General features: G+C 61.8%; 8 protein-coding genes. 2 read left to right on the forward strand and 6 right to left on the reverse strand.

All coding sequences use genetic code 11. The features are described from left to right. Positions 1–18: 18 nt before the first annotated feature. Complete coding sequence (locus GM658_RS06355; RefSeq protein ID WP_155453181.1) at positions 19–2,829, reverse strand: DUF3857 domain-containing protein; 2,811 nt, start codon at positions 2,827–2,829, stop codon at positions 19–21. A gap of 99 nt (positions 2,830–2,928) precedes the next feature. On the opposite strand from GM658_RS06355, the gene GM658_RS06360 reads away from it, so the two are divergent. Continuing rightward, on the forward strand, positions 2,929–3,783 hold the full coding sequence (locus GM658_RS06360; RefSeq protein ID WP_211841822.1) for a c-type cytochrome: 855 nt from the start codon (positions 2,929–2,931) through the stop codon (positions 3,781–3,783). A 21-nt stretch (positions 3,784–3,804) separates the two neighbouring features. On the opposite strand, the gene GM658_RS06365 is transcribed toward GM658_RS06360, so the two are convergent. The 4 genes from GM658_RS06365 to GM658_RS06380 form a co-directional block, all read right to left on the reverse strand. After that, a complete protein-coding gene (locus tag GM658_RS06365) occupies positions 3,805–4,272 on the reverse strand; it encodes a DUF2846 domain-containing protein (RefSeq protein ID WP_155453183.1) in 468 nt (155 codons plus the stop codon). A 99-nt stretch (positions 4,273–4,371) separates the two neighbouring features. Further along, a complete protein-coding gene (locus GM658_RS06370) occupies positions 4,372–5,598 on the reverse strand; it encodes a M24 family metallopeptidase (RefSeq protein WP_371865056.1) in 1,227 nt (408 codons plus the stop codon). 136 nt (positions 5,599–5,734) lie between these two features. Next, positions 5,735–8,251 carry a M4 family metallopeptidase gene (locus GM658_RS06375; protein WP_155453185.1) on the reverse strand — a complete coding sequence of 839 codons (2,517 nt, stop codon included), beginning with the start codon at positions 8,249–8,251 and terminating at the stop codon, positions 5,735–5,737. A 188-nt stretch (positions 8,252–8,439) separates the two neighbouring features. Further along, positions 8,440–10,950, reverse strand: a complete 2,511-nt coding sequence (locus tag GM658_RS06380) for a M4 family metallopeptidase (protein WP_155453186.1) — start codon at positions 10,948–10,950, stop codon at positions 8,440–8,442. A 349-nt stretch (positions 10,951–11,299) separates the two neighbouring features. On the opposite strand from GM658_RS06380, the gene GM658_RS06385 reads away from it, so the two are divergent. Next, positions 11,300–11,962, forward strand: coding sequence for a hypothetical protein (locus tag GM658_RS06385; RefSeq protein ID WP_155453187.1), 663 nt, complete (start codon positions 11,300–11,302; stop codon positions 11,960–11,962). 42 nt (positions 11,963–12,004) lie between these two features. Here GM658_RS06385 and GM658_RS06390 read toward each other — a convergent pair whose 3' ends face one another. Continuing rightward, positions 12,005–12,427 carry an STY0301 family protein gene (locus tag GM658_RS06390; protein ID WP_155453188.1) on the reverse strand — a complete coding sequence of 141 codons (423 nt, stop codon included), beginning with the start codon at positions 12,425–12,427 and terminating at the stop codon, positions 12,005–12,007. Position 12,428 lies beyond the last annotated feature (1 nt).

Below are 12,428 nucleotides of genomic sequence, written 5' to 3' on the forward strand. Positions count from 1 at the left end.
TGGCGTCGGGGCTTTCTTTCACAGGCGCGCCAGCTCATGCTGGGCCGCCACGTGGTAAGGGTTGTCCAGCAAGCGCTTGTTCACCGCGCGCTGGAAGTAAGTTTTGGCTTTGACCTTCTGGCCGCTTGCGAGCAGGTGGCGGCCGATGTAGAAATAGGTCTCGACCAGCCGCGCATCGATGCCACTGCCGGCGTTGCGCGTGGCACGGGTGATCATCTGTTCCGGATCGGTCTTTCCGTCCAACATGGCGCTGACGTCGCCGAGCCAGGCGGCGTCGGCATCGCCGCCATTGTCCGCGGCGGCTGGCTTGCCGCCGGCGATCTGCAGCCACAGTGCAGCGCGCGCCTTGTCGGTGCGGTCCTCGTAGCGCACCATGGCATCGCGGAAGTCGGCTTGCGCTGGCGCCAGCTTGTCCTGGTAAAGGCTGGCCAGTCCGCGCGCGAGGTAGGCCTCTGCGTCATCGGCGCCGCGCGCAATGACCTTGCTGTAATCGGCCTCGCTTTCCTTGAAGCGGCCCAGTGTGAAGTTCGCTTCCGCACGGCAGCGCAAGGCGGCACTGGAGCTCGGCTGCAGCTGCACGGCGCGCGCCGCATCTTTCAAGGCTTCTTCCTTGCGGCCCAGCCAGGCCAGTGCGACGGCGCGCTCACACAGGGCCGGCACCGGATCGCGCCCGCTTGCCTCGGTGTTCGCGATGGCGCGGCTGGTGCTCGCCACCAGCACGGCAATGCGCTGCTCCTCCGTCTGCAGTGGCGGGGCCGGGACAGCCGCCGGTGCCGCGGCAGGCGCAGGCTGCGCGGCAGCGCCAATCATGTCGGACTTGAAGGCGTTCAGCGAGCCGGACACGATCTCGTTGTACTGCTGGATGTTCTTCACGTGCTGCGGCATGTCCGCCGGCTGCACGCGGTCGGCCTTGATGGACAGCTGCAGGTTCAGGTGCACGTTGTTGCGGTCGACATCGAGCTTGCGCTGCAGCTGGAAGGCGTGGTCATCGATATCGCGTGCCGCATTGCCGCGCGTGATATTGAACGCTTGCGGCAGGCGCAGGCTGATATCGTATTCGGCATTGCCCGGGAATGCCGGCACCGCCAATGAATGCTTACGATGCGAAGTGCCGGGCGGCGCGAAGATCTCCGTCATATTGCTCGGGGTGTAGGACATGTTCCAGCCTTCGCCCGTGCGCATTTCGGAAAACAGGTTTGGAATACTGAAGCGCAGCTCCACCTTGAGCATATTGTTGATGCGGTCATCCTCGACCTTCGGCTCGCCGAGCAGCTGGGCTTCCGCATAGCGGCGCGCCATCACGGTCTCATACGCCTTGTGAATCTCCTGCTTGCTCATGCCGGCCAGCGCCACGCGCATTTCCTCCGCCGCTACGCCGTGCAACTCGCTGTTTTGCACCAGGTCGGCCGGCTTGTCGAAGGATGGTGCGTTGAAACGTTCGCTGAGCCGATGCTGCAAGGTTTGCGGCGCCGACTGCGGAATCACGCTGAGCGCCGTGCTGCCGGGCTTGACCACCAGCACCTGGCGCCCCGCGTGCGCCTGGCCCATGGCATCGAGCTTGCCGTACTGGCCGCGGCGCGTCGGATCCAGGTAGTACTCCTTGCCGTTCAGCGTGACGTGGACAATGGCGTGGTTGAAGACGATGGGTGAGGGCAGCACGTTGGCCAATCCCTTGTGCGTGGTGGTGGCCACCAGCACCGGGTCGGCATCGATGCCCAGAGCGCGCAGCATGGAGACGGCCAGCAGGCTCTTGTCCTTGCAATCGCCGTAGCGTCGCTCCAGCACCTGCGCCGGTGGGAAGGGGCGGTGGGAATTCTCTCCCATCGACACCGACAGGTAGCGGATCTCGTTCTGAACGTATTCCAGCACCTTTGCAACCTGTTCTTCCTTCGTTCGGGCGGCACGCGCGGCGCGCAGCGGCCCTTCCAGCACGCCCGCTTCGGTGCGGGCGCCGAACAGGTCCAGCGCCCAGTCGTTGACCGCGCCCCAGTCCTTGAAATCGGAGAACTGCATCCAGCGCACCTGCTCCACGTCGTCCGGCACGTACTGCTCCGGCAGCACCGCCTCCAGGCCTTTTTCCTCGAAGCGCATGATGCGGCGGCCATCCTTGTATTCGGCGGACTGGCGCGCCATTTTGCCTTCGGCGGCGCCAACCAGGCGGTAATTGATGAAGCGCTCTGCCGGCATGTTCAGGATGATGCGGCGGTAGGCGGAGGGGAAGCTGTTGTCCCAGTGGCCGTCCTGCAGCACGTGCTGGCCGAACACGGGGTTCTGGCCGCTGGTGGTGTATTCATATTCGAGCGTATCGCCCACGCGCAGGTCGCTCACCACGATTTGCGCGGTCACGGTGCCGTCGTAGATACCCTGTTCCAGGTTGCGTTCGCGCTGCAGGAAGCGGATGTCGGCGCTGGCCGTCTTGTCGATCACCTGGCCGCCGCGATGGATGGCTACCTTGTGCAGGTACAGCCGCTGGTAGTCAGGCTGGAAGTCGATCGGGATCTGCGCCAGACCCTCAAGGCCGGACGGCTGGTGCGCAATCGCCGCCCGCCGCACGTAATAGCTGGTGGTATCGGCCACGTAGATTTGCAGGTCCGCAAACCGCATGCTGGCAGTTTCGCCTTGCAGCGCATCCGGCAGGGTGGCCAGGCGATCGACCCAGGCCGGCAGCGGCGCCCCACGCTCAAAGGAGCGCTCGGCCTGCGGCGCGCTTTGCTGCGCGGGCGGCGTCTGGGCCTGGGCGGACAGGGTGAAGATGGCGAAAGGGCTGGCGCACAAGGCGGCGGCCAGGGCAAGGCGGACTGCCTGGCCCACCGGGGAAAGTCGAAACATCGTTTGCCTGCTTGGGTAAATTTTGCAACAGTTGAGTAAATGGTATTGCAATAACGGAATCCTGTGCAAGCATGAATGCTTTGCGAGGGGAGGCGAAAAATGAGGACTGGCGCCTGGTTGTTCGCTTGCGCAGTGCTGTCGGCGCAAGCAGCGGTTGCGGCGGATGCGAAACTGGTACGCGGAAAATACCTGGTCGAGGGGGTGCTGGCCTGCGCCAACTGCCACGCGGTGCGCGACAAGACCGGTGCGGTGATTGCCGAAAAAGGCATGGCGGGCGGCTTCGAGTTCGCCGAGGAGATGTTCAAGTCCTACGCTTCCAATATCACGCCGGACCGCGAAACCGGCATCGGCAAATGGACCGACGCCCAGCTGGCAAAGGCCATACGCGAGGGCATCAGGCCCGATGGCAGCTTGATCGGACCGCCCATGCCCATCCAGTTCTACCGGTCACTGTCGGACGCGGACCTGGCGGCGACCATCAGGTACTTGCGCGCCCAGCCGGCCGTGGTGAACCAGGTTCCCAAATCGACCTTCAACTTCCCGCTGCCGCCGAACTACGGCCCACCGCTGAAGAACGTCGCTTCGCCATCACCGAAAGACAAAGTGGCTTATGGCGGCTACCTGGTCGCCATTGCCCACTGCATGGAGTGCCACACGCCGCGCGATGAGCGGGGCATGCTGGTGATGACGAGCCTGGGCGCGGGAGGACAGAATATCAAAGGCCCATGGGGCGACAGCATCTCGCGCAACCTGACGCCGCACGCTGAAGGCCTGCGCGACTGGAGCGACGAACAGATCGCCGCTGCAATCCGTACCGGCAAAGACCGCAGCGGCAAGCCCTACAAGCCGCCCATGGCCTTTGACTGGTACCACAACATCAACGACGCGGACATGGCGGCTATCGTGGCCTATTTGCGCACGCTGCCGCCACAGCAAGGATCAGGAAGCAAATAAATTGCTGCTGCAGGAGCCAGCTCAGGATTTGGCGCCGCTGCAGGTGCCAGGCTTGGCCATTTCAAGCTTGGCGACATCTGTTTTACCTTGTTCTTCGCTCATTTGTTCAACGCCAGCGCCGCCGACGAAAACGCCCAGCTTGATATATTGGCGCACAAAGTAGTTTTTGCCGGATTCGACCTTCAGGTTCAGGTCATTGGGGGAAAACTCGGACTCGGTGGAGACCTTGATCATTTTTCCACCCTCAACTTCGGTGTAGAAGAACACGTCCGCAGCGCTCTCGCCCAGGCATTTGCCGTCAACCCAGATATCCTTTTTCAGCGCCTTGCCTGCAAAGCTGTTCCGGTAAACATAGAGCCCGGCATTATTGGCGGCAGGTGCATTGAATTGTTTCGCTTTGCTTGAATCCTCTTTGGAGGCCATGCTGACCGATGCGCAACCGGTGACGAGGAAAGAGGCGGAAATAGCGATGAGTGGAAGGATTTTCATGTTTTATGTGGAAGTTGATAACAAGTTTTGGTGCGGGGAAATGATAATCGACTCCCCCGCACTGAACTCTCACACTTTTCCACAAAAGGCTATTTAAATTCAGGCTTCCAGTCCGAACGGATCGTCGATCGAGTGGGATGGCTGCGTGAACCAGCGCGGGCCGTCCTCCGCCATGTAGAAGTGGTCTTCCAGGCGTACGCCGAATTCGCCCGGCGCCACGATCATCGGCTCGTTGGAGAAAGTCATGCCCACGTCCAGCGGTGTCTTGTCGCCGCCCACCAGATACGGCCACTCGTGGATGTCCAGGCCGATGCCGTGGCCGGTGCGGTGCGGCAGGCCTGGCAGCTTGTATTCCGGGCCGAAGCCGTTGGACAGCAGCGAACGGCGCGCGGCCTGGTCCACTTCTTCGCACGGCACGCCCAGCTTGGCGGCTTCAAACGCGGCCTGCTGCGCTGCCTTCTCTGCATTCCACACTTCGCGCTGGCGTGCGCTCGGCTCGCCGTACACATAGGTGCGGGTGATGTCGGAAATATAGTTGTGCAGCTTGCAGCCGGTGTCGATCAGCACCGTGTCGCCTTTTTTCAGCGTCTGCACGTATGACACGCCGTGCGGGAAGGAGCTGGCTACGCCGAACAGCACGATCACGAAATAGGAGCCGGCCGGCGCGCCGACCTTGCGGTGCGCCTTGTCGATGAATTCAGCCACCTCGGTGGTGGTGATGCCTTCACGCAGGATGCTGGCGGCGGCGACATGCACGGCCAGGGTCATGTCCTTGGCGCGCTGCATCAGGGCGATTTCCGCCTTCGACTTGCGGGTGCGGCAATGGGCGGTGACCGGGCGCGCGTTCTCCAGTACATAGCCTTCGGCCAGCGGACGGATGCCGTCGAAGATGAAGAAGGCGCTGCTTTCGTCCAGCCCGATCCGCGGCGGCTGTGCGGCATTCGGCATAATGCCCATTTTCTTCAGGACCGCGATGAACAGCGCGTACGGGCTTTCATGCTCGTGCCAGCAATTGACCGCGCCTTCTACCAGCATGAAGTCCTTCAGCGTGTCTTCCTCGAAGGCGGGGGCGATGTATTCCACGGCGCCGCTGGCGGGCAGGATGGCGCCGACCATGCGCTCGCTGGGATGCCATTTGGTGCCAGTGAAGTAGAGCAGGCCGGAGCCGGCGTTGATATAGATGGCGGCGATGCCTTGCTGGCGCATGAAGGCCTGTGCCTTTTCGATGCGCGCCAGGTGTTCATCCTTGCAGATCGGCGTGGCGCCCGCCGTCATGTCCGACAGGGATGCCAGTGCCTCTTCCATAGTCTTGCCGCCAATACCAATGCCCATGCTGCCTCCTTTAAAAACAAGGGGAACATCATAGCACCGCGCTGGCGCAAAAAAGCCGGCTATGCAGCTATCGTACTTTGGGATGACGATAGCCGCATACCGGCCGGGAAACTGCTCAAATCACTTAACTTTATTGAATTTGCACGCTGACCTTATCGACCACAAAGGAAGTCTGCAGCGAGTAGTCTTCGTTCATGTTGAAGTGGATGCGCACGGTCTGGCCTTTGTATGGCAGCAGGTTGAAAGTGCGGATCTGGTAGCCGCTGGCAGCGTTCACGTTGGTGTAGGTCGCCAGGGTACCCAGGGTGGTGCCGGAGCTGTTCTTCACGGACACGACCATCTTGTCGTAAGGCGTGCTGCCCGATTCGTTGGTATCGATATGCAGCGCGAACGACAGGGTTGCCGCCGTTGCGGTCGACGGAATGGTGATGGTCTGGTACAGGGTTTCGGTAGCGGTGGTGCCGTTACCGCCCAGCCATGCGAAGCGGGTGCCTTCGTATGGAGTCTGGCCGCTGTAGTTGCCGATCACGCCGGTGGTGCCGGCCCATGGCGACGTGCCGGATTCGAAGCCGCCGTTGACGATCAGCTCCGATGGCGGCGGCGTGGTGCTCACGGTCAGGGTGGCATTGTTCGATGTGGCGGTCTTCACAGGCGATGAGGAGTCGCTGACGATGGCCTTGAACACCGCACCGTTGTCGGCCGACTGCGCGACGAAGGAGTAGGTAGCCGAAGTAGCGCCCGCGATCTGGGTGCCGTTGCGGTACCACGCATAGCTGTAAGGCGAGGTGCCGCCCGCAGCGCCCACGGTGAAGCTTGCCGTGCCGCCAGGAGCAACAGTCACGTTGTTTGGCTGGGTGGTGATCGAGACGCTGCCTGGGTTGGCTTCGTCCACGTCGGTACCGACGTTGATCGCGGCGTATGCGCGTTTCACGGCGATCGATTCCGCGCTGCCCACGCCGTACAGTTCTTCAGCCGACTGGATCATCTTGGTACGTGCGTCGGCGTAGTTGGAGGAGGAGGTCAGCTTGGTGGTATTGGCCTTGAACCAGATGCGGTACGCCTTGTCGTTGCCGATACCGGTCATGGCCAGCGGCGTCTTGTTCAGGTACTGGCTGTACATCTCACTGGAAGACGAGGAGTTCGACCCCTGCGACAGGAAGTAGAACATGCGGTTGTTCGGGCCCGAGGAGTAGTGCGGGTCCAGGTTGCCCAGGGTGCTGCTCCAGGCATCGCGCGACGAGCCGTCCTTGGAAGGCTTCCACATCCAGCGCAGCGGCTGGCCGGACTTGCTGATCTCCTTGCCCATCATCCAGTCGTTGCCGGCAGGGATAGTGGTGCCGGTGCCGCCGTTACGGGCGTAGGCTTCCACCATTTCGCCGTTGATGTCGGAACTCGATTCGTTCAAGCCGCCAGATTCGCCGGAGTAGGTCAGGTTGGAGGTGGCGTCGGTCACGCCGTGGCCCATTTCGTGGCCGATCACGTCGAGCGAGCCCAGGCTGTAGAAGCTGGAGCCGTCGCCGATATACATGCACTTGCAGCCGGAGTCGTAGAAGGCGTTGTCGTAGTTGTTGTCGACGTGGACGGCGATGTAGGTGGCGGTGTTGTTGCCATCCAGCGATTTCCAGCCCAGCGCATTGTTCATCGTGTCGTAGGTGTTCATCATGCCCCACAGCGCGTTCACTGCAGCGGTCTGGCCGTTGGCGTTGGTGGTGCTGCCGCCGCTGATGTAGTTCTGGCCGTCGCCCCAGGTATTGGTGCTGTTGGTGTAGATCGCACCCGGGCTCGGGTTGTTCGCCGACGAGTGGTTGGCGTTGGTGATGGCCATGCCGCCGAAGCTACCGCCGGTGCCACGCGTCGCATCCAGCATCTTGTAGGTGGAGCCGGACAGGGTGGTCTGGATCGGCACGTCGCCGTTGTACTGGCTATGGCCTACGCCGACAACGGTCTGCAGGGCGTTCCACTGCTTGATCACGGCGCCGGTGTGGGCGTTGATCACGGTGTCGCGGAACACAGGGCGGCCGTCCTTGTTCATGCGAGTCTTGACCAGGTAGGCCAGCTCATAATGATCGACCACGTCCTGCACGTCCAGCGCGTTCAGGGCGCTTTCAGCCTTGTTGGCGGCGGCGGCGGTACGCACGGTCTTCATGACCGGCCAGATCAGCAGCTCGGCTTCCGGCTTGCTGCGGTGCTCGGTGCCTGGGGTGCGCGAGACGGCGACGCGGATCGCTTCATCGGCGGCGAATGCAGGATGGGTATCGGGAGCGCCCTTGCCGGCGGCTTTGGCGGCCCGTGAAGCGTCCAGGCCATTGCGGCGGTCGGAAGCGGACTCGCTGACGATGTCCCCGTTTTCATCGGTGACCACGACGGATTCGGAACCGAATACGCGCAGGCCCTGGAAGGTGTGGTCGGCGCGCACGATGCGCTCGCCGTGGACGCCTGGGTGCTGTTCGCGCAGCTTATAACCATGCTCGCTGTCCAGGCCGGCGGCGGCGCGGCGCGCGTCCAGGCGCGAGACCAGGTTGGCCTTGGCTTCCACGCTCATTGGTTGCGCTGGAGAGGCCATCAGGGTATCTGGCAGGACGCCTGCAAATGCAGGGGCGAACGAGGCGGCAACGGCTGCGGCCAACAGGCTTTTGCGAAGTTTCATCGACTCTCCTTGGGAACTTGGGTGGTTGGGAGAGACGACGTTATGCCTGTTTTTTTGGCAAGTCAAAAATCTTGCAAAATAAGTCAGTTTGCCGGATTTTGTTAATTCCTAGACAATGAATTACATGACGCTAGCCGCAAAAAAACGGGGGCCAGCCCCTGAGGACTGGCCCCCGCATGACGGCGTTATTACTGAACCTGCAGGCTTACCTTGTCAACGACGAACGAAGTCTGCAGCGACGAGTCTTCAGTCATGTTGAAGTGCAGGCGCACGGTCTGGCCCTTGTAAGGCAGCAGGTTGAAGGTACGGATCTGGTAGCCGCTGGCAGCGTTCACGTTGCTGTAGGTTGCCAGGGTGCCCAGGGTGGTGCCGGAGCTGTTCTTCACGGTCACAACCAGCTTGTCGTAGGCGGTGCTGCCCGATTCCGCGGTATCGATGTGCAGGGCGAACGAGAAGTTCGCGGTGGTTGCAGTCGATGGGATGGTCACGGTCTGGTACAGGGTTTCGGTAGCGGTGGTGCCGTTACCGCCCAGCCATGCGAAGCGGGTGCCTTCGTACGCAGTCTGGCCGCTGTAGTTGCCGATCACGCCGGTAGTGCCGGCCCATGGCGTGGTGCCGGACTCGAAGCCGCCGTTGACGACCAGTTCCGACGCCTGGGTGGTGCCCACGGTCAGGGTGGCGTTGTTCGAGGTGGCAGTCTTCACAGGCGACGAGGAGTCGGTGACGATGGCCTTGAACACGGCGCCGTTGTCGGCGGTCTGCGCGGTGAACGAGTAGGTAGCCGAAGTCGCGCCCGCAATCTGGGTGCCGTTACGGTACCAGGCGTAGCTGTAAGGCGAGGTGCCGCCGGTCGCCGCAACCGAGAAGGTGGCGGTGCCGCCAGGAGCAACGGTCACGTTGTTCGGCTGGGTGGTGATGGACACGCCGCTTGCGCCGATTTCGTCAACGTCGGAACCGACGTTAATCGCAGCGTAAGCACGCTTCACAGCGATCGATTCAGCGCTGCCTACGCCATACAGTTCTTCAGCGGACTGGATCACTTTCAGGCGCGCATCAGCATAGTTGGTCGATGCGGTGAACTTGGTGGTGTTGGCCTTGAACCAGATGCGGTATGCCTTGTCGTTGCCGATACCGGTCATCGCCAGCGGCTGCTTGTTCAGGTACGAGCTGTACATCTCGCTGGAGGACGAGGAGTTCGAGCCTTGCGACAGGAAGTAGAACATGCGGTTGTTCGGGCCCGAGGAATAGTGCACGTTCAGGCTGCCCAGGGTGCTGCTCCAGGCGTCCTTGGACGAACCGTCCTTCGATGGCTTCCACATCCAGCGCAGCGGCTGGCCGGTCTTGCTGATTTCCTTGCCCATCATCCAGTCGTTGCCGGCTGGGACAACGGTGCCGGTGCCGCCGTTACGGGCGTAGGCTTCCACCATTTCGCCGTTGATGTCGGAGTTCGACTCGTTCAGGCCGCCCGATTCGCCGGAGTAGGTCAGGTTGGAAGTAGCGTCGGTAACGCCGTGGCCCATTTCGTGGCCGATCACGTCGATCGAGCCCAGGCTGTAGAAGCTGGAGCCGTCGCCGATGTACATGCACTTGCAGCCGGATTCGAAGAAGGCGTTGTCGTAGTTGTTGTCAACGTGGACAGCGATGTAGGTAGCGGTGTTGTTGCCGTCCAGCGAGGACCAGCCCATCACGTTCTTCATCGTGTCGTAGGTGTTCATCAGGCCCCACAGCGCGTTTACTGCAGCGGTCTGGCCGTTGGCGTTGGTGGTGCTGCCGCCGCTGATGTAGTTCTGGCCGTCGCCCCAGGTATTGGTGCTGTTGGTGTAGATGGAACCGGCGCTTGGGTTGGAAGCGGAGGAGTGGTTGGCGTTGGTGATGGCCATGCCGCCGTAGGTGCCGCCGGTGCCGCGGGTGGCGTCCAGCATCTGGTAGGTCGAGCCGTTCAGCGTGGTCTGGATCGGCACGTCGCCGTTGTACTGGCTGTGGCCTACACCGGTCACGGTCTGCAGGGAATCCCATTGCTTGATCACGGCGCCGGTCTGGGCGTTGATCACGGTGTCACGCGCGGTAGCGCGGCCATCCTTGACCATCTTGGTCTTGACCAGGTACGCCAGCTCGTAGTGGTCGACCACGTCCTGCACGTCCAGCGCGTTCAGGGCGCTTTCGGCCTTGTTGGCTGCTGCTGCGGTGCGCACGGTCTTGACCACCGGCCAGATCAGCAGCTCGGCTTCCGGCTTGAAGCGGTGCTCGCTGCCCGGGGTGCGCGAAACGGCGACGCGGATTGCTTCGTCGGCGCTGAAGGCGGCGGTGGTGGAAGGGGTCTTGCCGGCGGCCAGCGAAGCGCGCGAAGCGTCCAGGCCGTTGCGGCGGTCGGAAGCGGACTCGCTGACGATCTCGCCGTTCTCATCGGTCACGACCACGGATTCGGAACCGAACACGCGCAGGCCGTTGAAGGTGTGGTCGGCGCGCACGATGCGCTCGCCGTGCATGCCAGGGTGCTGGCTGCGCACCTTGTAGCCATGTTCTTGATCCAGGCCGGCGGCGGCGCGGCGTGCGTCCAGGCGGGCGACCAGGTTGGCTTTGGCTTCAACACTCATCTGCTGGCCTGGAGCGGCCATCAGGGAATCAGGCAGAACACCGGCGAATGCTGGTGCGAACGAAGCTGCGACGGCTGCGGCTAGCAGGCTTTTGCGAAGTTTCATGTCTCTCCTTGTGGGATTTGGTGATTATTGGGAGAGCCGGAAGTTATGCCTCTTTCTTGAGCTAGTCAAAAAATTTGCAAAAAAAGTCGTTGCGACAAATTTTGTTCAAATTCAGACATTTGATTACATATTCCTGAATATTTCCATAACTCGCATTTTTTTCAGATGGCGCACGATTGCTGGATTTTGTAGGGAGGATGCAACGAAATAGAGGGTTTTCTCTAGATTCGTGTTGGACGCAACACAAATATGTATCAAATTGTCACGCTCGTGTTGCACTAGTTGAATTTACCGTTTTACACTAGCCCGTCGTTTAGTTGAGGTACCACTTAGTGAGGGCGCATCACTCATGTTGTCTATATCTACCAAAGTCGAAAGGATCGTCACGGAGTCGCCCTTCCTGAGCGAAGGTCTGCGTCGTGGCTTGATCAACCTGTCGGAACTGGCGCGCCAGCTGCAGCCGCAGCTCCAGAACGACCTGTGGAAGCCTGTCGGCCAGGCGGCCGTGGTGATGGCCTTGCGCCGCGTGGCGGGCCGTTTGCCGGACCGCGATGCGCAGGAGCTTGTGTTGGCCCAGCAGTCGGGCCAGCTGACCGCGCGTACCGACCTCGTTGAGTTCACCTTCCGCCGGTCCGACCACATTGACGATTGCCACCGCCAGCTGCTGGAACGCGCCGGCACCGGCCACGGCCTGTACCTGACCGTGACCCGCGGCAGCGAAGAGGTGGTGGTGATCTGCAGCCGGCCGTTCATCGGGCTGGTGGAGCAGATCTTCGCCAACGAACGCCTGCTGGCGCGGCTGGAGAACCTGAACGCCGTCACGCTGCAGCTGACCGCAGATTCGTGGCGCACGCCGGGCATCTACCACGCCATCCTCAAGAAGCTGGCGTGGGACAAGGTCAACCTGATCAACCTGATCTCGACCCACACCGAGCTCACGCTGCTGCTGGAGAAGGAACACACGGGCGCCGCCTTCAGTGTCCTCTCCAACATGATCGCCCACAAGCACTGAGCCGCCAGCAGCCGCCCCCGGGCGGCCGCTTTCGCCGGGCAGCTAACGGCACTCGATCTTGATCGAGCGCTGGCCGGCCTTCGCGCCTTTACGGTAAAAGAATGTGCAGGCTTTGGACGGTTCGGGCAGGGGACGTGATAAGGTCACTTCATTATGCGTGCCATACCCGCACTCGAGCCATTTCCCGTCCGGGAAAGGACGGTCGAGATCATAGGTTTCGCTCCATCCATCCTTCATTTGCTTGCGTGTGTAGTTGGCCAGATCGCCACGCCGGTCCGGCGGGCCGCTGATCGGCGTCGCCGAATTGAGATACAGCTCAGATGAGGCTTGGCTTTTCCAACCAGCTACCTCTGGTACGGTAATGCCGACCGAAGCTGGGCACGACAGCGATGCAGGCGCTTGGTTTGCCGATGCCGTAAGCGCCAATGCTGCAAGTAATGCGGCCGTTGTCCTGATGAGGTCCATG

The sequence above is a fragment of the Massilia eburnea genome, assembly GCF_009720745.1.
GTDB classification, from domain to species: Bacteria; Pseudomonadota; Gammaproteobacteria; order Burkholderiales; family Burkholderiaceae_D; genus Rugamonas; species Rugamonas eburnea.

What these genes read in the sequence shown, in the direction of transcription:
- GM658_RS06355 (WP_155453181.1), bottom strand. Translation starts at nt 2,829, where the DNA reads ATGTTTCGACTTTCCCCGGTGGGCCAGGCAGTCCGCCTTGCCCTGGCC.
- GM658_RS06360 (WP_211841822.1), top strand. Translation starts at nt 2,929, where the DNA reads ATGAGGACTGGCGCCTGGTTGTTCGCTTGCGCAGTGCTGTCGGCGCAA.
- GM658_RS06365 (WP_155453183.1), bottom strand. Translation starts at nt 4,272, where the DNA reads ATGAAAATCCTTCCACTCATCGCTATTTCCGCCTCTTTCCTCGTCACC.
- GM658_RS06375 (WP_155453185.1), bottom strand. Translation starts at nt 8,251, where the DNA reads ATGAAACTTCGCAAAAGCCTGTTGGCCGCAGCCGTTGCCGCCTCGTTC.
- GM658_RS06380 (WP_155453186.1), bottom strand. Translation starts at nt 10,950, where the DNA reads ATGAAACTTCGCAAAAGCCTGCTAGCCGCAGCCGTCGCAGCTTCGTTC.
- GM658_RS06385 (WP_155453187.1), top strand. Translation starts at nt 11,300, where the DNA reads ATGTTGTCTATATCTACCAAAGTCGAAAGGATCGTCACGGAGTCGCCC.
- GM658_RS06390 (WP_155453188.1), bottom strand. Translation starts at nt 12,427, where the DNA reads ATGGACCTCATCAGGACAACGGCCGCATTACTTGCAGCATTGGCGCTT.